This window comes from uncultured Parasphingopyxis sp., assembly GCF_937129435.1.
Lineage (GTDB): Bacteria > Pseudomonadota > Alphaproteobacteria > Sphingomonadales > Sphingomonadaceae > Parasphingopyxis.
In genome coordinates, this window is sequence record NZ_CAKZNF010000033.1 from 20,736 (window position 1) to 42,219 (window position 21,484).

Annotated in this window: 23 protein-coding genes and 1 tRNA gene; 17 read left to right on the top strand and 7 right to left on the bottom strand. The window is 64.4% G+C overall.

Features of this window, described 5'->3' with window-relative positions:
* Positions 1-40: 40 nt before the first annotated feature.
* Together Q0139_RS06205 and Q0139_RS06210 are read right to left on the bottom strand one after the other, a co-directional pair.
* Positions 41-1,243, bottom strand: coding sequence for an ATP-binding protein (locus Q0139_RS06205; RefSeq protein WP_298019075.1), 1,203 nt, complete (start codon positions 1,241-1,243; stop codon positions 41-43).
* 150 nt (positions 1,244-1,393) lie between these two features.
* Entirely contained in the window at positions 1,394-2,239 is an 846-nt protein-coding gene (locus Q0139_RS06210; protein ID WP_298019077.1) for an LD-carboxypeptidase, read from the bottom strand.
* A gap of 51 nt (positions 2,240-2,290) precedes the next feature.
* On the opposite strand from Q0139_RS06210, the gene murC reads away from it, so the two are divergent.
* The 6 genes from murC to Q0139_RS06240 all read left to right on the top strand — a co-directional run bounded on the left by murC (position 2,291) and on the right by Q0139_RS06240 (position 8,589).
* A complete protein-coding gene (gene murC / locus Q0139_RS06215; RefSeq protein ID WP_298019079.1) occupies positions 2,291-3,688 on the top strand; it encodes a Mur ligase family protein in 1,398 nt (465 codons plus the stop codon).
* Positions 3,689-3,775: 87 nt separating this feature from the next.
* On the top strand, positions 3,776-5,149 hold the full coding sequence (gene radA / locus Q0139_RS06220) for a DNA repair protein RadA (protein WP_298019082.1): 1,374 nt from the start codon (positions 3,776-3,778) through the stop codon (positions 5,147-5,149).
* 9 nt (positions 5,150-5,158) lie between these two features.
* Positions 5,159-5,683: a CvpA family protein gene (locus tag Q0139_RS06225; protein ID WP_298019085.1), complete on the top strand. Its 525-nt coding sequence runs from the start codon at positions 5,159-5,161 to the stop codon at positions 5,681-5,683.
* Positions 5,684-5,775: 92 nt separating this feature from the next.
* Positions 5,776-6,330 carry a hypothetical protein gene (locus Q0139_RS06230; protein ID WP_298019088.1) on the top strand — a complete coding sequence of 185 codons (555 nt, stop codon included), beginning with the start codon at positions 5,776-5,778 and terminating at the stop codon, positions 6,328-6,330.
* A 10-nt stretch (positions 6,331-6,340) separates the two neighbouring features.
* Positions 6,341-6,772, top strand: coding sequence for an iron-sulfur cluster assembly scaffold protein (locus Q0139_RS06235; RefSeq protein ID WP_298019091.1), 432 nt, complete (start codon positions 6,341-6,343; stop codon positions 6,770-6,772).
* Positions 6,772-8,589, top strand: coding sequence for a cation:proton antiporter (locus Q0139_RS06240; protein WP_298019095.1), 1,818 nt, complete (start codon positions 6,772-6,774; stop codon positions 8,587-8,589). The genes Q0139_RS06235 and Q0139_RS06240 overlap by 1 nt, the downstream gene beginning before the upstream one ends.
* Here the strand turns inward: Q0139_RS06240 and aroB are convergent.
* Both aroB and Q0139_RS06250 read right to left on the bottom strand, forming a co-directional pair.
* The gene (gene aroB, locus Q0139_RS06245; RefSeq protein WP_298019097.1) at positions 8,586-9,683 is read right to left on the bottom strand and encodes a 3-dehydroquinate synthase; all 1,098 of its coding nucleotides are present in this window, start codon (positions 9,681-9,683) and stop codon (positions 8,586-8,588) included. The two genes, Q0139_RS06240 and aroB, sit on opposite strands and share 4 nt — an antisense overlap.
* Positions 9,680-10,237, bottom strand: a complete 558-nt coding sequence (locus Q0139_RS06250) for a shikimate kinase (protein WP_298019100.1) — start codon at positions 10,235-10,237, stop codon at positions 9,680-9,682. Before Q0139_RS06250 ends, aroB begins: the two co-directional genes overlap by 4 nt.
* A gap of 178 nt (positions 10,238-10,415) precedes the next feature.
* Here Q0139_RS06250 and Q0139_RS06255 point away from each other — a divergent pair, with 178 nt between their 5' ends.
* The 4 genes from Q0139_RS06255 to Q0139_RS06270 all read left to right on the top strand — a co-directional run bounded on the left by Q0139_RS06255 (position 10,416) and on the right by Q0139_RS06270 (position 15,681).
* On the top strand, positions 10,416-12,257 hold the full coding sequence (locus tag Q0139_RS06255; protein WP_298019103.1) for a hypothetical protein: 1,842 nt from the start codon (positions 10,416-10,418) through the stop codon (positions 12,255-12,257).
* 5 nt (positions 12,258-12,262) lie between these two features.
* Positions 12,263-13,183, top strand: coding sequence for a tyrosine recombinase (locus tag Q0139_RS06260; protein WP_298019106.1), 921 nt, complete (start codon positions 12,263-12,265; stop codon positions 13,181-13,183).
* Positions 13,184-13,193: 10 nt separating this feature from the next.
* Positions 13,194-14,138: an acetyl-CoA carboxylase carboxyltransferase subunit alpha gene (locus tag Q0139_RS06265; RefSeq protein ID WP_298019109.1), complete on the top strand. Its 945-nt coding sequence runs from the start codon at positions 13,194-13,196 to the stop codon at positions 14,136-14,138.
* Positions 14,139-14,211: 73 nt separating this feature from the next.
* A complete protein-coding gene (locus Q0139_RS06270) occupies positions 14,212-15,681 on the top strand; it encodes a M48 family metalloprotease (RefSeq protein ID WP_298019112.1) in 1,470 nt (489 codons plus the stop codon).
* Positions 15,682-15,849: 168 nt separating this feature from the next.
* Here the strand turns inward: Q0139_RS06270 and Q0139_RS06275 are convergent, their stop codons facing one another.
* A complete protein-coding gene (locus Q0139_RS06275) occupies positions 15,850-16,011 on the bottom strand; it encodes a Flp family type IVb pilin (RefSeq protein ID WP_298019115.1) in 162 nt (53 codons plus the stop codon).
* 155 nt (positions 16,012-16,166) lie between these two features.
* Positions 16,167-16,340 carry a Flp family type IVb pilin gene (locus tag Q0139_RS06280; RefSeq protein ID WP_298019118.1) on the bottom strand — a complete coding sequence of 58 codons (174 nt, stop codon included), beginning with the start codon at positions 16,338-16,340 and terminating at the stop codon, positions 16,167-16,169.
* A gap of 63 nt (positions 16,341-16,403) precedes the next feature.
* Here Q0139_RS06280 and Q0139_RS06285 point away from each other — a divergent pair, with 63 nt between their 5' ends.
* The gene (locus tag Q0139_RS06285) at positions 16,404-16,817 is read left to right on the top strand and encodes a (deoxy)nucleoside triphosphate pyrophosphohydrolase (protein WP_298019121.1); all 414 of its coding nucleotides are present in this window, start codon (positions 16,404-16,406) and stop codon (positions 16,815-16,817) included.
* A gap of 49 nt (positions 16,818-16,866) precedes the next feature.
* Here the strand turns inward: Q0139_RS06285 and Q0139_RS06290 are convergent, their stop codons facing one another.
* Positions 16,867-17,760: a methyltransferase domain-containing protein gene (locus Q0139_RS06290; RefSeq protein ID WP_298019123.1), complete on the bottom strand. Its 894-nt coding sequence runs from the start codon at positions 17,758-17,760 to the stop codon at positions 16,867-16,869.
* On the opposite strand from Q0139_RS06290, the gene Q0139_RS06295 reads away from it, so the two are divergent.
* The 6 genes from Q0139_RS06295 (at position 17,759) to Q0139_RS06320 (ending at position 21,467) form a co-directional block, all read left to right on the top strand.
* Positions 17,759-18,493 (top strand): ComF family protein, encoded by a 735-nt coding sequence (locus Q0139_RS06295; RefSeq protein WP_298019126.1) that lies wholly within the window; start codon positions 17,759-17,761, stop codon positions 18,491-18,493. The genes Q0139_RS06290 and Q0139_RS06295 overlap by 2 nt on opposite strands.
* Before the next feature lie 31 nt (positions 18,494-18,524).
* A complete protein-coding gene (gene grxC / locus Q0139_RS06300) occupies positions 18,525-18,782 on the top strand; it encodes a glutaredoxin 3 (protein WP_298019129.1) in 258 nt (85 codons plus the stop codon).
* A gap of 3 nt (positions 18,783-18,785) precedes the next feature.
* Entirely contained in the window at positions 18,786-19,622 is an 837-nt protein-coding gene (locus Q0139_RS06305) for a carbon-nitrogen hydrolase family protein (RefSeq protein ID WP_298019132.1), read from the top strand.
* Complete coding sequence (locus Q0139_RS06310; protein WP_298019136.1) at positions 19,619-20,095, top strand: DUF1178 family protein; 477 nt, start codon at positions 19,619-19,621, stop codon at positions 20,093-20,095. The genes Q0139_RS06305 and Q0139_RS06310 overlap by 4 nt, the downstream gene beginning before the upstream one ends.
* A 33-nt stretch (positions 20,096-20,128) precedes the next feature.
* Positions 20,129-20,205, top strand: a tRNA-Arg gene (locus Q0139_RS06315).
* Positions 20,206-20,405: 200 nt separating this feature from the next.
* Complete coding sequence (locus Q0139_RS06320) at positions 20,406-21,467, top strand: methyltransferase domain-containing protein (protein ID WP_298019139.1); 1,062 nt, start codon at positions 20,406-20,408, stop codon at positions 21,465-21,467.
* Positions 21,468-21,484 lie beyond the last annotated feature (17 nt).

A 21,484-nucleotide genomic window follows, 5' to 3' on the forward strand; every position in this document is an offset into this window, starting at 1 on the left:
GCGTGGCACTGCCTGCGCGCCATGTCGAGCCGCGAGAAACTCAGGCGGGGGAGGGGGCGGGTCGGTCGACGGGCAGGAGCACGCGCACCGTCGTGCCCTCGCCCGGTCGCGAATCGATTTCGACATCGCCGCCGGATTGCTTGGCGAAGCCGTAGATCATCGACAGGCCAAGCCCGGTGCCCTTGCCGACGCCCTTGGTCGTGAAGAAGGGCTCGAAGGCCTGAATACGGGTGGCCTCGTCCATGCCCGTGCCCGTGTCGGATACCGCGATGACGGCATAATCGCCGGGCAGCAGTTCGTCGCGCCGTTCGGCCAGCGATTCGCGCGCCGTCCGGATCGTTACGACGCCGCCATCGGGCATCGCGTCGCGGGCGTTGAGCGCGAGATTCAGGAGGACGTTTTCGAGCTGGTTCGCGTCGACATGGATGACGTTCGCACCGGGCGAGAAATCGGTTTGGAGCATGATCGTCTCGCCGATCGTGCGTGCGAACAGTTCCTCGAGGCTGGCGATCAGCGCATTGATGTCGGTTTTCCGGTAATCGAGCGGCTGGCGGCGCGAGAAAGCGAGCAGCCGCTGCGTCAGCGACGCGGCCTTGTCGGCCGCCTTTGCTATTCCGAGCAGGTGTTGGTGCGTCTTCTCATCGTCATGGGCACTCAGCCGCATCGCCAGCAATTCGGTGCTGCCCGAAATCACGGTGAGCAAGTTGTTGAAATCGTGCGCGATACCGCCGGTGAGCTGGCCGACCGCTTCCATCTTCTGCGACTGGCGATAGGCGGCCTCGAGCGACTCGCGCTCGGCGACGGCTTCGGTGATCCGCTGTTCGAGCGTTTCGTTCAATCGCGCGAGCTGGTTTTCGGCGGCATGGCGTGCGGTATCGTCGCGGATGGTGAGCACCGCGCCGCTCTGGCGATTGTCGGCGTCGAACAGGGGGCGCGCCGTCCCAATGGCAAGCACCTCGCTGCCGTCCGGCCGCCGGATCATCCAGCGCGCATCGGAAACGATCTCGGCGTCGCGTACGGCCCGGGTCAGCGGCAGCTTTTCCGGCGGATAGGGTTCGCCGTCTTCGGTAAACAGGTGATAGTGATCGGAATAGTCGTCGGGTTCGACATCGAGCCGTTTGACGCCATGGAGGCGTATCGCGGTTTCGTTGACGAAGGTGATCCGTCCCGTCGCATCGGTCACGATCACGCCTTCGCCAAGCTGGTCCAGGATGGTCGCATATTCGATTTGGTCGAGTTTCATGCCGTCATCGACTTCGTTCGCCGGCGCTGGAATTGCAACGGGAATCCCTTCGCGATGCCAGTTCTTTCGTCTCGCAAAAGCCAGGTCTGCCATGTCTCGCTCCCCGCCCGCTCGTGTGCGCTGTTCAAATACATGATGCGCGATTCATGGTTAAAGACCGGTTAAATATCCAAACGGAACGATCCTGTTCGCCGCGTCATGGCCGATATCGGCATGTCCGAGCCAGGCGATGCCGCGCCGCTCGCACCAATATCGTGCGATCTGTCCGGGATCGTGGCCGAAATCGACGTCGTTCTCGGGAATATCGCTGCACCGGCCGAGGCGGATTCCGGCAAGTTTTGACGCCGTGGCGGTCGCCGTAACATGGTGCATCGACCGGTCGATCGCATAGAGATGCTCGGACACTTCCTCGAGCAGCAGGACATGGCCGTCGAGCTTGGGCTCCAGCGGCGTGCCGACGATCTGACTGAGCACCATCAGGTTGAATGCGGCGTTCGGCCTGTCCGGATCGAGATCCGGTTCAAGCGTTTCAGGATCCCTCGTCACGAGCCAGCGGAGTGCGCGAACGATCGCCTCCTCGCCCTTGTCGCGAACGATGTCCTGACACATCGGCCCGTGCGCGACGCTGAATCCGGCATTGTAAAGCCCGGCAAGCAGCATCCCTGCATCGCTATAGCCGAGAAAGTGCTTTCCACGCGCCTCATTACCTATATCAGCCAACGCCTTATCGGCAATTCTGCAGGAACCGTATCCGCCGCGTGCGAACCATATCGCGTCGAGATCGGGATCGTTGGCATATTCGAGGAAACCGGCGAGACGCGCAGCGTCGCTGCCCGCGAAGTGATGGTCGCGCTCGAAACATTGCGGGTGGAAGCGGATTTCGGGTGTTCCGTCGGGAAAGACGCGACCGGCTAGCGCTGTGACGCGGTCGGCCACGTCCTTTTCGAACGGCGAGCTGGGGGCGACGACGCCGATCCGGACGGGACTTTTCCCCATTGCCGCTCCTTCGAAATTGCCAAAACCGGCTCCGGCTCATAGCGAGGCGCGATGGCCGACGACAAATCCTATTTCTTCTGCGGTATCGGCGGCAGCGGCATGTTGCCCCTCGCAAGCATCCTGCGCGGCCGCGGCTTTTCCGTGAAGGGCTCGGACAGAGCGCTCGACCAGGGCCGGACGGCGGCGAAGTTCGACTGGCTCGAAACGCAGGGAATCGAACTGTTTCCGCAGGATGGCAGCGGGTTGGCGGACGAGCGACAAATCCTCGTCGCTTCGGCCGCGGTCGAAGACAGCGTGCCTGACGTCATGGCGGCAAGACGCCTCGGTCTGGAGCGGATTACGCGGCCAGAGCTGCTGTCGCGGCTGTTCAATGCTTCGGGCTGCGGCATCGGTATTGCCGGTACGAGCGGCAAGTCGACCGTCACCGGAATGGTCGGCTGGATCCTGCACGCCTGCGGGCGCGATCCGACGGTGATGAACGGCGCCGTGATGAAGAACTTCGTCAGCGACGATACACCGTTCGCCAGCGCGCTGGTGGGGCAGGGTGACGTCTTCGTGTCCGAGGTCGACGAGAGCGACGGTTCGATCGCGCTCTACGAGCCCGATATCGCGGTGCTGAACAACGTCTCGCTCGATCACAAGTCGATGGACGAACTGCGAATGCTGTTCGGGGGCTTTCTGGCGCGGGCCGGGACCGCGATCGTCAATGGCGACGATGCGGAAACGAGGGCGTTGGTCGATGCTTCAGACGGCCTGACGGCGTTTTCCTTCGGATTTGGAGCCGATTGCGACCTTTGCGGTTCGGATTTGATCGAGCAGCCACTTTCGGTAGCGTTCCGCGTTTCCGAGCGAAAAACGGGTGCCGAGGCGGATGTAACCCTGGCCGTGCCCGGCCGGCACAATGCGCAGAACGCACTCGCTGCGATATCGGTGGCACTCGCCTGTGGCATTCCGCTCGCCGAGGCTGCCGATGCGATCGGTGGTTTTCAGGGCCTCAGGCGGCGTTTCGACATCGTCGGCACGAAGAACGGCATCACCGTTATCGACGATTTCGGGCACAATCCGGACAAGGTCGCGGCGACGCTGAAGACGCTGCACGCCTTTCCGGGCCGGCTGCTCATCTTCTTCCAGCCGCATGGCTATGGCCCGCTGAAGCAGATGGGGGCGGAACTCGCCACCTGTTTTGTTGAGAATATGAATGAGAAGGACAGGCTAATTCTCTGTGATCCGGTATATTTTGGCGGCACAACGGATAAAAGTGTCGGGAGCGAACAGATTGTCGGAAAGGTGGAGGAGGGTGGCCGATCGGCCGAGCACATTGCGGACCGGGGAGATTGCGGCGACCGGCTCACCGTGATGGCCGAACAGGGCGACCGGATTATCGTGATGGGCGCTCGCGACGATTCACTCTCAATATTTGCCCAGAATATATTGAATAGATTGAATTAACTTGGTCATTTCTGCTGCCGCAAGAATGACGATGCTCGGTAATGTTCCCGCTAGCGTTCCGCAAATGTTCCGTTTATAGATGGCATCATGGCCAAACCGCAAAAGCGCTATGTCTGCCAATCCTGCGGCGGGGTGTCTTCCAAATGGCAGGGCCAGTGCGCCGATTGCGGTGATTGGAATACGCTGGTCGAGGAATCGGGTGGCGTCGTGACGCCGTTTCAGAAGAAGCACAATCTGCAATCGGGCGGGTCGAAGCTCCAACTCGCCAGTCTCGACGCCGACGTACCGCTGCCGAAACGCATGAGCACGGGCATTCCCGAGTTCGACCGCGCGCTGGGCGGCGGGTTCGTGCCGGGTTCGGCAACGCTGATCGGTGGCGATCCAGGGATCGGCAAGTCGACGCTGTTGTTGCAGGCCAGCGCCAAGCTGGCGGGGGCGAGCCGTGATGTCGTCTATATTTCGGGAGAGGAGGCCGGGGACCAGATCCGACTTCGCGCACAGCGGCTTGGCTTGGGCGACGCACCGATCCGATTGGCCTCGGCGACATCGGTGCGCGATATCCTGACGACGATGGGCGAAGGCGCACCGCCGGCGCTGCTCGTCATCGATTCGATCCAGACCATGCATTCGGACCTCATCGAAGGCGCGCCCGGCACGGTCAGCCAGGTCCGCGCTTCGGCGCAGGAACTGATCCGCTTCGCCAAGGAGCGCGGGAGTGCCCTCGTCCTTGTAGGTCATGTCACCAAGGACGGATCGATCGCAGGCCCGCGCGTGCTCGAACATATGGTCGACACGGTGCTGAGCTTCGAAGGCGAGCGCAGCCATCAGTACCGCATCCTGCGCGCGATCAAAAACCGTTTCGGCGGCACCGACGAGATCGGTGTTTTCGCGATGCAGGAGCAGGGGTTGGAGGAGGTTTCCAATCCCTCGTCGCTGTTCCTCACCTCGCGCGACCAGAATGTTTCCGGCGCGGTCGTCTTCCCTGCGCTCGAGGGCACACGTCCCGTCCTGGTCGAGATCCAGGCGCTTGTCGTGCGGCTCGCCTCGGGCGCGACGCCGCGCCGGGCCGTGGTCGGTTGGGATTCGAGCCGGCTGGCAATGATCCTCGCCGTGCTGGAGGCTCGCTGCGGCCTCGGTTTCGCGTCATCGGAGGTCTATCTCAACGTCGCGGGTGGCTATCGCATCGCCGATCCGGCGGCCGATCTTGCCGTCGCCGCCGCGCTGGTTTCAGCGCTGTCCGAGCAGCCCATCCCTGCCGATGCGGTTTCCTTTGGCGAAATCTCGCTTTCCGGTGAGGTTCGGCCGGTGGCCCATGCCGCGCTGCGGCTTCGCGAGGCGGCGAAACTCGGCTTTTCCAAGGCGTTGCTGCCAGCGTCGGTCGATTGCCGCGAACCGGGGGTGAGTCTGCAGGGCTTTTCCGGACTGCGACAACTCGTTGACCATCTGCTCGGGCGAGCCTAGCGGGGCGCCATGACGGTGTTCGATGCGATTGTCCTCGTCGTCGTGCTCGGCGGCGCTATTCGCGGCGGGTTTCGCGGTTTCACCTATGAGGCGCTGACGCTGCTGTCCTGGGTGTTCGCGGTGCTGGCGCTGCGGCTGTTCCATGCGCCGGTGACGGCATGGATGGCGGATTCGCTGGGAGCGGGCGATGGCGCGCCCGTGCTCGCCTTCGCACTGCTCTTCGCCGCCGCCTTTTTCGGCAGCCGGTTCGTTGGACGCAAGCTCGGCATCGGCGTGCGCGAATCGTTCGTCGGCCCGTTCGACCGGATGCTCGGCGTCGGATTCGGCGCGCTCAAGGGGCTCGTCGGCGTGACCTTGCTGTTCCTGCTGGTCAATCTGGCGCTCGATATCGCCTATGGCGGAGGCACCGAACGCCCCGCTTGGCTCACGGAATCGCGCAGCTATCCGCTACTCAACGCCTCGGGCCGCGCGATCATCGATTTCGTCGAATATCGCCAGTCGGAAGGCGGCGAAGAGGTAGCGGAAGAAGTCTGAGACCGTCGAACGGGTTCGGGCATTCGTCGATTAGCCGCTGACTCGTGGCCGCCCGGGTCTAGGTTCCTCTTGAGGCAACAGGGGGAGAAGCAATGTCCGTTCTCAAGCGAATCCGTGGCGTTTCCTATGGCATCGCCATGATCTGCGCCGTTCCGGCGATGGCGCAGACCGAAAGCGAACCCACGCCGCCGCCGAGTCCCCAGGCGCCGCCCTCCTGCGAGGCCGATGCCTATCGCTCTTTCGACTTCTGGGTTGGGGAATGGGAGGTCCGCACGCCGCAGGGGCAGTTGGCCGGCACCAATTCGATCCAGCCGATCAACAATGGCTGCGCGCTGCTCGAGCGCTATAGCCAGGGCGGCAATCCCGCCGGCCAGTCATACAATTTCTACGATCATGTCCGCGGCACCTGGACGCAGCTTTGGCTGAGTCGCGGCGTCATCATCCGCATGGAAGGCCCGGCGATCGAGGAGGGGACACTGACCCTCGACGGCACGATCACCTATGCCAATCAGGACGCGCCCCGACCTTTCCGCGGCCGCTGGACGGCGCGCGACGACGGCAGCGTGCTGCAGGAATTCTGGGAGCGGGATCCGGAAACTGGCGAATGGGGCAACTGGTTCACTGGCATTTATACGCGAACCGACTAAATCTGGCGGTATGTCCGCCGCTCTCTACAACGCCGATATCCTGCGTCTCGCAACGGCGATCCCGCATCTGAGTCGGTTGAGCGATCCTGCCGGAACGGCCGAAAGACGTTCGCCCATTTGCGGCAGCCGGGTGATCGTAGACGTCGCGCTCGCCGATGATGGCCGTGTCGCCGATCTCGGGCTCGAAGTCCGCGCCTGCGCGCTCGGCCAGGCGTCTTCGGCGCTGATGGCGCGCCATGCGATCGGCCGCGACTTTGCCGAACTCGAATCGGCGCGCAACGCATTGACGGCATTCCTGGCCGGCGAGCGGGACGATCCCGGTAAATGGCCGGGGTTGGAGATATTTGCCGCCGCAGTTCCGCATAAGGCGCGCCATGCTTCGATCCGGCTCGCGTTCGAAGCCGCCGCAGAGGCAGTCGCTAACGCCCGGGTCTCCGCCTGATGGCGGTCGAGCACGCAGCAACGGAAGCTGCGGGTCATAGCGCCACGGGCGATCTGCTGATGAGCGGCCTGATCCTGCTCGGCGCCGCGCTGGCGTTCGTCCTGATCTTCCGTCGCCTCGGCCTGGGCGCGGTGCTGGGTTACCTAATCGCCGGTGTCGCCGTGGGGCCGCACGGCCTGAACCTCGCCGGAAGCGCCGAATCGATGCTCGGTGCGGCGGAGATCGGCATCATCCTGCTGCTGTTTCTTGTCGGGCTCGAACTCGCACCGGCGCGGCTCTGGCGGTTGCGAAAGGAGATCTTCGGTTTCGGCCTGTTGCAGGTCGCCTTGTGCGGTATCGCGTTGACGGGACTCGTCCTGTTCTTCGCCGGCTTCACGCTCGCAGCGGCGGTCGCGATCGGCCTGCCTCTGGCGCTTTCCTCGACCGCACAGGTTCTGCCGCTGCTCCAATCGGGCGGTCGCCTCAACACCCCGACGGGCGAGCGCGCCTTTTCAGTGCTGCTGTTCCAGGATCTCTCGATCATCCCGCTGCTGACGATTATCGCCGCGCTTTCCCGGGCGCCGGCCGATCCCGGCGCGCCGCCGGGCTGGCTGCTTGCGGTCTATGCGGTTCTTGCGATCGTCGGTCTGGTGGTCGCCGGGCGGTTCCTGCTGACGCCTCTGTTCCGAGTCGTCGGCCGTTTCGCCGAACGCGAATTGTTCATCGTCGCCGGGCTCTTCACCGTATTCGGCGCGGCGGTGCTGATGGATTCATTGGGCCTGTCGATGGCGCTCGGCGCCTTCGTCGCCGGCGTGATCCTCGCCGATTCGCCTTACCGGCACGAGTTGGAGGCCGATATCGACCCGTTTCGCTCGATCCTGCTCGGCCTGTTCTTCCTCGCCGTCGGGATGATGCTCGATGTCGATGTCGTGCTCTCGCGGCCGCTCTTCGTGATAGGCATGGCCGCCGCGCTCGTTGCCACGAAGGTCGCGATCATCTTCGGCCTGGCGCGGCTTTCCGGAATGGCGACGCGGCCCGCCTTGGTCATCGGCCTGCTTTTGAGCCAGGGCGGCGAGTTCGCCTTTGTGTTGTTTACCGAGGCCGAGCGGGCTTTCTTGATCGCGCCCGAGGCGTCGAGCCTATTCGGAGCTGTCGTCACGATATCGATGGCGACGACGCCGTTTCTCATGATGCTGACCCGGGTCTTCGGCGGAGTGCGTGAAACGGCGCGCGACGATCTCGATGGCCCGGAGGCGGCAGGGCAGGCGGGTGTGATCGTCGTTGGGCATGGCCGTTTCGGCCAGACGGTTGCCCAGATTTTCGAGGCGGCACAGATTTCGGTCACCCTTATCGACGTCAATCCCGACCAGATCGACGTGTCGAACGAATTTGGGCGCAAGGTCTATTATGGCGACGGGACGAGGGTCGATCTTCTTCGGGAGGCAGGCGCGGCCCATGTGAAGGCGATCCTCTTTTGCCAGGACGGCGATCCGATCGAGTCGGAAAGGCTCGACGCGGTCTGCAAGGCTTTTCCCGATACCAAGATCTTCGTTCGCGCCTTCGACCGCCGCCACCTGATCGAACTGCACCGGGCGCATATCGACGGCACGGTGCGCGAAGTCTTCGAATCGGCGGTCGAACTGGCGCGTCTTGCCATGGTAGCGATCGAGATCGAGGACGAGACGATCGAGATCGTCATCGATGAATATCGCGACCGTGACCGGCGCCGTCTCGAACGCCAGATCGAAGACGGCGATATGCAGGCGGGCAAGGAGATCAGCTTCGGACTGGCCGAATCGATCGCATTCGACCCCTCAGGGTCGCGGGGCAGCGACTAAGCCGAATCAAGAAATACAGCGATGTCGGCAAGATCGACGTCGCGGGCCAGAAATGTCTGCCCGATGCCGCGAGTGAGCAGGAAGGGCAGGGTGCCGCCCACCATCTTCTTGTCGTGGCGCATATGCGCTGCCAGCGTCTCGCCACCTGCTGAGATTCCTGCATCCGACAGCGAAACCGGGAGGCCCGACCGCCGCAGATGATCGGAGACGCGCGCTGCATCCTCTCCCGGGCACAGCCGGCGCCGCGCCGAATAAGCGAAGGCCAGCGCCATTCCAGCCGCAACGGCCTCGCCGTGCAGCAGCCTGTCCGAAAAACCGGTTTCCGCCTCCAGCGCATGGCCGAATGTATGCCCCAGGTTGAGCAATGCGCGCCGCCCGGTCCGCTCTGTCTCGTCCTCGCCGACGATCCGCGCCTTGGCCGCGACGCTGGTTTCGATCGCATGGATTTGCGCGTCCCGATTGCCGGCCAGCACGGCTTCGCCATGGTCTTCGAGCCAGGCGAAGAAATCCGCGTCGTCGATTAGGCCGTATTTGACGACCTCGGCATAGCCGGCGCGCATTTCGCGCGGCGGCAACGTATCGAGGACGGTCGGATCGATAAGGACGAGCGAAGGCTGATGAAAGGCACCGACAAGATTTTTGCCCGCAGCCGAATTGATTGCCGTCTTGCCGCCGACCGAACTGTCGACCTGCGCGAGCAGGGTCGTCGGGATCTGGATGAAGTTGCAACCGCGCTTCAGGATGGCTGCGGCGAACCCCACCAGATCGCCGATCACCCCACCGCCCAGCGCGACGATATGGTCGCCGCGCTCGGTGCCGAGCGACAGCAATTCGTCGGTAAGCAGGGCGAGTTGCTCCCAGCTCTTGGTTCCCTCGCCGGGTGCGAGAACGATCGTGTGAGCGGCGATGTCCGCCTTTTCGAGCGATGCCGTCAGTCGCTGCAGTTGCGTGTCGGCGACATGCTCGTCCGTAATCACGACCAATCGCCCGCGAGGCGCGAAGGGCGCAAGCCGTTCACCGGCCCGGTCAAGCGCGCCCGTTTCGATGACGATATCGTAACTCCGCTCGCCAAGCGGCACTTGGACCGATGTCATGACGCCAGCGCCTGCAGGATGCGGTCGACGGTCTGCTCATGCGCGCCATTGCCGCTTTCGATATGGTGGTGCGCCTCGGCGTAGAAGCGTTCGCGCTTCGCCATCAGTTCCGCCAGAACCTTGGCCGGGTCGTCGTGGCGAAGCAGTGGGCGTGTGTCCCTGCGCGAGACACGCTCGGCGAGGATATCCACATCCGCCTTCAGCCAGATCGCGGTCGCCATTTCGAGGATGAGCGCCCGAGTTTCATCGTCGACAAAGGCGCCGCCGCCGGTTGCCACGACCTTCGGCTCCTTGTCCATCAGCCGTGCGATCAGCCGCCGCTCACCGTCGCGGAATTGAGCTTCCCCATAAGTTTCAAACAGTTCGCCCACGGTCATGCCCGCGGCTTCCTCTATCGCATCGTCGCTGTCGATGAAGGGCAGGCCGAGCCGCGTCGCGAGCCTGCGTCCCACGGTCGATTTGCCGACACCCATCATTCCGATCAGCACGATCGGACGGTCGATCGTCGCGCGCGTGGCATAGGCGGGAGGCGCATTAGTGTGACTAGTCGGCATGGACGCGACGCTATAGACTGGCCGCGCTTTGGGCAATCGCCCCGCAGCAAGGGATCGAATATGTCACGCTCGGCAATTGTGCTTCTGGTTTTTCTCATAGGTCTGGCGATCGCGCTTTATTTTCTGTCGCAGGTAGATACAGAGGTCGAAACCCAGACAATCGAGACCCCAGTCGCGGATGACGCACTTCAAACTTAGGCTATTGTTGCTCGGAGCCGGAACGGCGATCGGCGCCTACGCGCTGAGCGTTCCCGCGGCCGGGCAGGATTCACCCGAATCGATCCTGCCCCCCGGTTTCGACGATCCGACGCCGCCCGCGCCCGCGACACCGTCGCCTCCCGCGCCGACCGGCCCGGCCACGCCTGCACCCCCCGCACCGCCATCCGTCGCGCCGCCGCCACCTCCGCCGTCAAGTTCCGCCTCCCGGTCCGACGATGATGGCGGCGAAGAGGAGGATATCGACGATTTCGGCATGTCCGATCTCGAATTCGAAGACATTCCCATGGAGTATGAACTGCCGCCCGGCGCGCGGCGATCGCTCGACCTGGTCGGCCCGCTGACGCCCGAACTCGGCGGTTATGGCGAGGACAGTTTTTCCGGGTGGAACGGGCCTTATGTCGAAACGCTGATGCGGCGCGTCGATGCGCCGCTGCCGTCGCGCTGGCTCAATATCACGCTCCGCCGCGGGCTGCTGAGCCAGGTGCCGACGCCGGCCAACGTCTCGCCGCCGGACTGGATCGCTGAGCGGGCGTGGCTGCTCCTGCGCATGGGCGAGGTCGATGCGGCGCGGATGCTGGTCCAACGCGTCGACAGTGACCGGTTCACGCCGAAGCTCTACGCCGTCGCCATGCAGGTCGGGCTCGCGGCGGCCGACCCGGCCGCCTTCTGCCCGCTCGTCAGTGGCGCCCGGCGCGTCGCCGAAACACCGGCCTGGGTAATGGCCGATGCCATTTGCGCCGGGTTCGGCGGAGAAAGTACGCGGGCGACGGCGCAGATTTCCGCCGCGCGCCGCGCCGGGCTCACCAACGGTTTCGATCTGTTGCTCGGCGAGAAGCTGGCATCGGCCGGCGGCACTTCTCGCGCGGTCACGATCGAGTGGGAAGGCGTCGAGCGACTCAATATCTGGCGCTACGGCATGGCGACGGCAACCGGTGAGGAAATTCCCGAGGAGTTGTTCGGCACGGTCAACAAGCGTGTCCAGGCATGGCGCGCACGGGCGCCCTCCATTCCGATCGCCGATCGCCTCGCCCCGGCGCGGACGGCAACGGCAATCGGTGTGCTCTCCAACGAAGCGCTGGTGACCATGTACAGCGCCGTCCTGCCGGAGATGGATCCCGAAGACGTGCCCGGATCGACGACCGGCAATCTACGCGCGGCCTATGTTCGCGGGACGCAGGCCGAGCGGCTATCGGCGATGCGCGAGATCTGGTCCGAATGGCAGGGCAGGGACGATCGCTATGCCGCGCTGGTGCTGACGGCCCGGGCCGCTGCGCGCGTCGAACCTTCCGAGGATTTGGCCGATGACAGCGCAAACCTGATTGCATCGATGCTGAGCGCCGGTTTCGATATCCGGGCAGCACGCTGGGCTGATTCGGTCGAAAGCGGCAGCCAGGGCTGGGCGCTGCTCGCCGTCGGCGCGCCGACCGAGGCTGTCGAGGTCAGCTACGGCCGCGTCGATGACTATGCGGATACTCAAGGCGCGGAGGGCAGGCATCGCGCACAGCTTCTCGCCGCCGCGCTCGCCGGGCTGGGGCGGCTCGACGAAGGCGAGATCGGCGATGCGAATGAAGCGCTGGACCTTGGCCTCGACCGGCAGAATATCTGGACGCAAACTCTGGATCGCGCGGCGCAGCGGCAAAATGCCGGGATGGTGGCCGTCATCGCCGCAATCGGCATGCAATCGCCAAGCTGGAGCGGTATCCCGCCCGCGCATCTCTACCATGTCGTCCGCGCACTGCGCCTGTCGGGCCGGATGGCCGAGGCCCGGATGATCGCCGCCGAAGCGATCACCCGCGCCTGACCGGCGTGGCCAAGGAGCCCGCGGTTCCCGCATCCGGCGATGACGCGCGACTGATCGAGCGCTTCCTCGAAATGATGGCGGCCGAGGCGGGGGCGGCGCGCAACACGCTGCTCGCCTATGAACGCGACCTGCGCGGCGCCTCGGCCGAACTCGAAGGCGGAATGAGCGAGGCGGGAAGAGACGACATCCGGTCTCTGGGCGAAAGCTGGATGACGCTCGCGCGGTCGACCGTGGCTCGGAAATCGGCCGCGCTGCGACGCTTCTACGGCTTTCTGGCCGAGGAAGGCCTTCGCGGCGACGATCCCTCCGCCGCATTGCCGCGCCCGTCGCAAGGCCGCCCGCTGCCGAAGACGCTGGGCAGGGGCGATGTCGAGCGATTGTTCGATACGATCGCGGCGGAAGTCGCAACCGGCAAACCGTTGGCGCTCCGCCTCGCTGCGTTGTTCGAGCTGCTTTACGGATCGGGCCTGCGCGCGACCGAACTTGTTTCGCTGCCGCGCGCGGCAATACGCAAGGGCTCTCCCTTCCTTATTCTTGCCGGCAAGGGCGGGCGCGAGCGGTTGGTGCCGATCTCCGATCGCGCGCTGGCGGCGGTCGAAGCGTGGCGCGTTCATGTGCCGGGCGATGCAGCCTGGCTGTTCCCCTCGGGCAAGAAGCACCTGACGCGCATCCGCCTCTATCAGATCGTCAAGGAGCTTGCCGCCAAGGCGGGCATCCCGCCCGACCGCATCAGCCCGCATGTGCTGCGCCATGCATTCGCGACGCATCTGCTGGAGGGTGGCGCCGATATCCGTGCGCTACAGACGCTGCTCGGCCACGCCGATATCGCCACGACGCAAATCTATACCCATGTCGACAGCGCCCGGCTCGTCGAACTCGTGAACGCCCGTCACCCCCTCGTTGACGAGCCGGGTTCCGCAGCCTAACCGCGCCTCCATGGAGCATTTCCTCGATTTCGAAAAACCGATCGCCGAACTGCAGGCGCGCGTCGCCGAACTGCGCGAAACCGCCGATGACGGGCCGGTCGATATCGACAAGGAGGTCCGCCGTCTCGAGCGCAAATCGGAGGACATGCTGCGCGAGACCTATGCCAGCCTGACGCCGTGGCAGAAGACGCAGGTCGCCCGGCATCCCAACCGGCCGCATCTGAAGGACTATATCGCCGGTTTCGTCGCCGATTTCATGCCGCTCGCCGGGGATCGCGCCTTTGCCGACGATCAGGCGATCATCGGCGGATTTGGACGGATTTCCGGCCATCGCGTCATGGTGATCGGCCATGAAAAGGGTGACGACACGCAATCGCGCCTGAAGCACAATTTCGGCATGGCCAAGCCCGAAGGCTATCGCAAGGCGATCCGGCTGATGAAGCTGGCCGACCGGTTCGGGTTGCCCGTTGTGACTCTGGTCGACACGCCCGGCGCCTTTCCCGGTATCCAGGCCGAGGAACGCGCTCAGGCAGAGGCGATCGCCCGTTCCACCGAGGCGTGCCTCAATCTGAAAGTCCCGAACATCACCGCGATCGTCGGCGAGGGCGGGTCCGGCGGCGCGATCGCGCTCTCGACCGCGAACACCGTGCTGATGTTCGAGCATGCCATCTATTCGGTGATCTCGCCCGAAGGCTGCGCGTCGATCCTGTGGCGCACGGCGGACAAGGCTGCCGACGCGGCTGAGGCGATGCGGATCGCGGCGAAGGAACTCAAGAAGTTGGGCGTCGTCGACCGGATCGTGGCCGAACCCGTGGGCGGCGCACACCGCAGGCCCGACGAGGCGATCGATTCGCTCGGCAAGGCGCTCGGCGAGGAATTGGTCAAGCTCGTCAAACTCGACGCCGATACCGTGCGCCAGCGGCGACGCGCCAAATTTCTCGACATGGGCAAGTAAGCCCGCGACCGGAACCCTTTGCTCGACTGCGCGGTTGAACGTCCATAGATCATTCGCTCTGGGAGGACGTTCGATGCCGATCCGTTTCAAGCTTTCCATATCCATTGCCGCCTTTGCGGTGGCAACCGGCTGCGCCGGGCTGCCGATTCCCGGCACCGGCCCCGGGCCGGGCGAACAGATCACCCAAAGCGAGCGGCAGCAGGGCGCACAGGCGCATACCCAGCTCGTCCAGCAGTTCGGCGGTGCCTATTCGGGGCCGCAGAGCAATTATGTGGTGCGGGTCGGACAGCGCATAGCGGTCCAGTCCGGCCTGTCCAATTCGCAGAACGATTTCACCGTGACGATGCTCAATTCGCCGGTTGAGAACGCGTTCGCGCTTCCCGGCGGCTATGTCTACATCACACGCAATCTGGTCGGACTAATGAATAGCGAGGCCGAGCTTGCCTCGGTCATGGGGCATGAGGTCGGCCATGTCGCTGCGCGTCACAGTTCGCGACGCCAGAGCACCAGCACGCTCACGCAGATCCTCGCGCTGGGCCTCGGCATACTGACCGGCAGCGGCGATGTCGCCAATATCGCCGGTCAGGCGGCGCAACTCTATACGCTCCGCTATTCGCGTAGCCAGGAATATGAGGCTGATTCGCTCGGAATCTCCTATCTCACTTCCGCCGGCTACGATCCGTTCGCGGCAGCCGATATGCTGCGCTCGCTGGCGGCGCAGACGACGCTCGACGCCCGGATTGCCGGGCGCGATGCACGCGCACTCCCCGAATGGGCGAGCACCCACCCCGATCCCGGTGCCCGCGTTTCGCGCGCCGAAAGCGTCGCGAGCCAGCGCGGAGCTGTGCGCGGCCGGGGCGAAACGGGTCGCGATGCATTCCTGACGGCGATCGACGGGATGATGTACGATGACGATCCCTCGCAGGGCGTGATCGAAGGTCAGACGTTCAAGCATCCCGATCTGCGGCTGCAGTTCACCGTGCCCAATGGCTACACCATCCAGAATGGAACGAGCGCGGTCGTGGTCAGCGGCAATGCCGGTCAGGCCCAGTTCGGTGGCGGTACCGCCAACGGCAGCCTCACCGATTATATCGGTCAGGTGTTCCGCGGCCTGGCGGGGCAGGGGCAAGCGCCTTCGATCGGCAATGTCCGCTCGTTCACCGTCAACGGCATTCCCGCCGCACAGGCCGGTGCGCGCATGTCGAGCGGTCAGAATCAGGTCGACGTGACCGTGACCGCCTATGAATTCGGCAACAACCGGCGCTATCATTTCGTGACGATCGCCCAGGCGGGGCAGGGGACGGGGCCGTTCTCGTCGCTGATCGGATCGGTCTCGCGGCTTTCGGCAAGCGAAGCCGCGGCGATCCGACCGCGCGTGCTCGATGTCGTGACGGTTCGCAGCGGCGAGACGATCAGCAGCCTCGCCTCGCGCATGGCCTATGAGAATTACCGCGAGGAGCGGTTCCGCGTGCTCAACGACATGGGATCGGGCGATCAGTTGCGCGTAGGGCAGCGGGTGAAGCTGATCGTTTACGGGAGTTAGAGGATCAGACTTCGGCTAATTCCAAGCAGCAGCATATTTGATTGTCAGACCTCGCCTATGGCTCGGTGCGGCGCTCGACCGCTAGGTCGAGTCTGACAGACAAACACCAAAAAAAAACGGGCGGCGAGTTGCCTCGCCGCCCGTCCTTTGTCTCAGTGACGATCAGGTTTAGGCCATTTCGTCCGAAACGTTGTTGAAGGTATCACCCAGGGTGTTACCCAGCGTCGACATCGCGGTGATCGCGGCGACGGCGATAAGAGCGGCGATCAGGCCATATTCGATAGCCGTGGCGCCCTTGCTGTCTTTCAGCATCTTGCGGAAGAATTTCATTACTGGTCTCCTTGAGTTCCAATGCAATATTGCAGGTTTCCATTCACCCTGCCGGCCCATTCCAATTCGAACCGACAGCGGGTTTTTACGAAACAGGTCTTATAAAATGCTTAAAACCGCGGATTGATGCGGCGTTAAGCATTTCCGGCCTTTCGTCAGCTCGATGCCGCCACATTGTCCGACACGTTGTTCCACATGCCGACCGTCGAATTGGCGAAATTCCCGAGCGCAGCGATCATCGCGATCACGACGAGCGACACGATGAGCCCATATTCGATTGCGGTCGCGCCCTTCTGGTCACGCCACAGCCTTCGCAGCCACTGTTTCATGGCACACGTCCCCTTGTTCCATACCCGGTTTCACTCATTGCATGGAGGGCTTAAGAAACGGTTATGACGCGGGCCGAAGTGCAGCTTTTCCCTATCGTTGCGGCGGCTCTGGTCGACGGAGACGGGCGCGTGCTCGTCCAGCAACGCCCCCCGGCCACCCCGATGGCGGGACTGTGGGAGTTCCCCGGAGGCAAAATCGAGGACGCGGAAACGCCCGAATCGGCGCTTGTTCGCGAATTACGCGAGGAACTGGGTATCGACACAGAGGAAAGCTGCCTCGCACCCGCAACCTTCGCCAGCGCACCGCTGGACGGGCAACATCTGCTCTTGCTGCTCTATGTGTGCCGCAAATGGCGTGGTACGCCGCAGCCGCTCCACGCCTCGGCACTGAAATGGGTGCGCCCGCCCGAACTTTTCCGACTTGAGATGCCGCCCGCCGATATCCCGCTGATCGGGATATTGGACGCTTTGATCTAGCTGGAACTGTTCAGGCGGTGTGCCATTCCTATCGATCGAATGACGGCGGCTACTTCGGTTGTTTTCCCAACACATCGGCCAGCGATGCGCCGCCGCTACCACGCCGAGCGGGCTTGGGCTGATCGGGGGAGGGCGACCAGGCCGTGAGATAGACGATTTCGAAGATTTCCGTCGTGCGGCCATCCTCGGCGGCGTTCTCGAACGTCTCCTTCGCCAGTGAATAGCCTGTTTTGGAGAGCGGCCGGCCGCCGAGCAGGCTCGACATCGCCCCGCCCCGCAGATCGAAGAGCAATGCGTCGAAGCTGCGATATTTCACTTCGACCCGGTCCCCATCCGCCACCGGAAGCGCAAACCCTGCGCGCGAGAGTAAATCGCCCGCCGAGCGCACGTCGATCTGCGGGTGGATGCGCGGCTGGCCGCCGCCGGATGCCAAGTCCGCCGTCATCATTGCCTTGCGAAGAACCGGCAGGCTTCCCACGCCGAGAAAGGCGGCGAGGAACAGTCCGTCGGGCTTGAGCGACCGGTTGGCGAGGATCAGCGCACCAGGCAGGTCGTTGACGGTATCGAGCATCCCGCAGGAGAGAATCAGGTCGAACGACCCGTCATCGAAGAGTTGCTCGTCCTCGTCGCCCTGAAGGCCGCCCGATCGCTCGGCGAAAAGCCGGCCCGGATCGACCGTCGTCGTTTCGATACCGCGTTCGGCGAGCCGTTCGGCGAAATCATCGCCGACATAACCGAGGATCAGCGCTTGAGAGAATTCGCGCTTCACGCTGTCGAGCCGGTCGAGCAGTTCGTCCGCCATCCGCTGCTGCAGGAAGCTGGCCTCATCCCAGCGCGATGCTGCCCGGTCTCGCCGCACGCGCCGCAATGCGCGATCGAAGGGCCCCGTCTGCTCCATCGCCGGGCTTGTGCCCGTTCCGAGGCTCTGGAACAACCGGGCCATGGCGCTCGCCCCGCTCCTTCGTCCGCTCGTCGATTTCGCGCTGCCGTTGCGCTGCCCGGCTTGTGGAGTCGTCGTCGGCGACGAGGACAGTTTTTGTCTCTCCTGCTGGAATGCGCTCGAGCACCTCGATGGGGGCTGCCCGGTCTGCGCCGCCCCGGCGAACGAGCCGCGCTACGAAGGCGAAGTTTGCGGCGCCTGCCGCGCCGATCCGCCGTCCTTCGATACGATGCGCGCCGCGGTCGCCTATGGCAAGATCGCCCGGCAGATCGCGCTGAAGCTCAAATATGGCGGCCGGACGGGGCTGGCGCGGTTGATCGCCAAGGCGATGCGGCGGCATGTGCGCGATCTCGATGGGGCGTTGCTCGTGCCCGTCCCGTTGCATCGGGGGCGGATCTGGCGGCGCGGCTACAATCAGGCGGCGCTCATTGCGCGCGGCCTGGCGCAGGGCGATGCGGACCGGCTGGCGCTCGACGCGCTCAAACGGGTGAAACCGACGCCCGTGCTGAAGAACATGACGCCCGGCCAGCGCCAGCGCGCGGTGCGCGGCGTTTTCCGGATCGACGAGCGCTGGCGCGCGCGATTGAAGGGCAGGACCCTCGTCCTTGTCGACGATGTCTACACCAGCGGTGCGACAACGCGCGCTTGCTCCAGCGTGCTCAAGCGGGCCGGCGCGGCCGAGGTTCATGTGCGCTGCTGGGCACGCGTGATACCGGGCGAAAGCGACGACTATTGACGGATTCCCGCCCGGCACACACATAGAGGCCATGGCCAAGGTCGAAATCTACACCAAGTTTCTCTGCGGATTCTGCCATCGGGCGAAGAATTTGCTCGATGCGAAGGGCGTGGAGTTCGAAGAATTCGACATCACGATGGACGCCGGCAAGCGTGCCGAAATGCTTCAGCGCGCGCAGGGCCGCCATACCGTGCCGCAAATCTTCATCGACGGCGCGCATATCGGCGGGTCGGACGATCTCGCCGCGCTCGAGGCGGATGGCAAGCTCGACCCGCTGCTGGGCCTGTAAGCGATGACGCAGCGTATTGCCGTGCTTCAGATGCGATCGGGCATCGACCCGGCCGCGAACACCGAAACGATGACCGCCGCCATCGCCACGGCGAGCGCAGAGGGCGCGGAAATCGTCTTTACGCCCGAAATGAGCGGGCTTCTCGATCGCGATCGCAAGCGCGCATCTTCCGTCATCGCGACCGAAGACGACGATACCGTTCTCGCGGCCGTCCGCGCGGAGGCGGCCGCCCACAATATATGGGTCCACCTTGGTAGTCTCGCATTGCGGTCGGCGCCGGGGTCGGACCGTTTCGTCAACCGCGGCTTCCTGATCGACGGCGAGGGGCAGATTCGCGCGCGCTACGACAAGATGCATTTGTTCGACGTCGATCTCGACACCGGTGAGAGCTGGCGCGAGTCGGCGGTCTACGATGGCGGAGACAAAGCCGTTGTTGCCGACAGCCCGGTCGGGCGGATCGGCCTTTCGGTCTGCTACGATATCCGCTTTCCGCGCCTCTATCAGAACCTTGCCGATGCCGAGGCAACACTGCTGACCGTGCCCGCCGCCTTCACCGTACCGACGGGCAAGGCGCACTGGCATGTTCTGCTTCGTGCCCGAGCGATCGAGAACGCCGCCTTCGTCGTGGCCGCTGCACAGCACGGCAAGCATGAGGATGGCCGCGAGACGTTCGGCCACAGCGTTGTCGTCGATCCCTGGGGCGAGGTGCTGCTCGACATGGGCGACGGCGAGGGACTGGGCTTTGCCGAGATAGACCGCGCGCGCCTTTCCGAAGTCCGCCGCCGCATCCCGGTCGGCCAGCACCGCCGTGAAATTTCGGCAGCGGAACTGCAGTCATGATCGTCCTCGATCTCAAATGCGACACCGGTCATGTGTTCGAGGCCTGGTTCGGCTCGTCGGGCGATTTCGAGGAGCAGAAGGGCAGGGGCCTCGTCGAATGCCCGATCTGCGGCTCGCAGAAAGTCGGCAAGGCGTTGATGGCGCCTGCTGTCGGCGCCAAGGGTAATCGCAAGAGCGACACGCCCGCCAAGGGCAATGCGCCCGTGCCGATGCAATCGGGAGGGGAAGGCAGCCCGGCCGAAATGAAAGCGCTGCTCTCCAAGCTGGCCGAGGCCCAGGCAAAAATGCTCGAGAAATCGGACTATGTCGGCAAGGATTTCGCCCGCGAGGCCCGCGCCATGCACGACGGTCAACAGGATGAGCGCCCGATCCACGGCGAAACCACGCTCGACGACGCGAAGAAGCTTGTCGAAGACGGCGTTCCCGTCGCGCCGCTGCCGCTGCCGGTACGCCGCCGCGAACGCGAGAATTGACCGCCCTCCGCGCCCGGCCTAACGGGAAACCGGGCGCCCGTAGCTCAGTCGGATAGAGCATCGGATTCCTAATCCGGGGGCCGCAGGTTCGAATCCTGCCGGGCGCGCCAGACCACCGGCGATGCCCGCAACGCAGAGGCGGTGGGCGATGCAGAAGCGACCACTGGAGTGCTGCCTCCGCGCCAAAGCCGGTGCAAACTTGTACCGTGCGAGAACTATTTGACGCGACTCGCCGCGTCGTGAGACATCCCGCCAACGTGGACACGCATCCTTCGGGCGCACCCATGCAACGGATGGAAGGAATGCGAAGATGGCGACACAGATCGACGAAACGAAGCTGGAGCAGCTTGCCGAAAAGGTGGTCGGCGATATCGCCGCTTCGATGAGCGTCCTGCTCGCCTATATCGGCGACCAGGCCGGGCTTTACGAGGCGATGCGCGAGGCGGGACCGTCGAGCGTCGACGAACTTGCAGCGAAGACGGGGCTCAATCCCAAATATCTCCACGAATGGCTGGGCTGCAACGCGGCGGCGGGCTATGTGACGCACGACCCCGCGAGCGGACGATTCTCGCTGTCGCCCGAACAGGCGCTGGTGATGGCAACGGAAGGGCAGCCGGCCTGCATGCAGGGTTTCCTGCAATCGGTGGTTGGGCAGTTCGAGAATCACGAGCGCGCGGTCGAGACCTTCCGCTCGGGCGAGGGACGGCCGTGGAGCGACCAGGGTGCCTGCTGCTTCTGCGGCGTCGATCGCTTCTTCCGCCCCGGCTATGCGGCCTTCCTGCTGAGCGAATGGATCCCCGCGCTGGACGGCGTGGAGGAGAAGCTGCGCGCGGGCGGCCGGATCGCCGATATCGGCTGCGGCCATGGCTCATCCTCGATCCTGATGGCCGAGGCCTTTCCGAACGCCACCGTCCACGGCTTCGATTTCCACGAACCTTCGATCGAGGAGGCGCGCGCCAAGGCGAAGGCGGCGGGCGTCGACAATGTCGAGTTCACCGTCGCGACGGCGCAGGATTTTCCCGGCGAAAACTATGATTTCGCGTGTATTTTCGATGCGCTGCACGATATGGGCGATCCGGTCGGCGCCGCCCGGCATGTCCGCGAGACGCTGAAAGAGGGCGGCACCTTCATGCTCGTCGAACCGATGGCGGGCGACAGCATGGCCGAGAACATGCATCCGGTCGGCCAGATATTCTACGGCTTCTCGACAACGGTCTGCACGCCCGCCTCGCTGGCGCAGGATGTGGGGCTCGGCCTCGGCGCGCAGGCCGGGCAGAAGCGGCTGACCGAGGTGCTGGAGGAGGCGGGTTTCCGCCATGTCCGCCGCGCCGCCGAAACGCCGACGAACATGATCCTCGAGGTGACGGGATAGGCTCGCGCTCGCTGCAC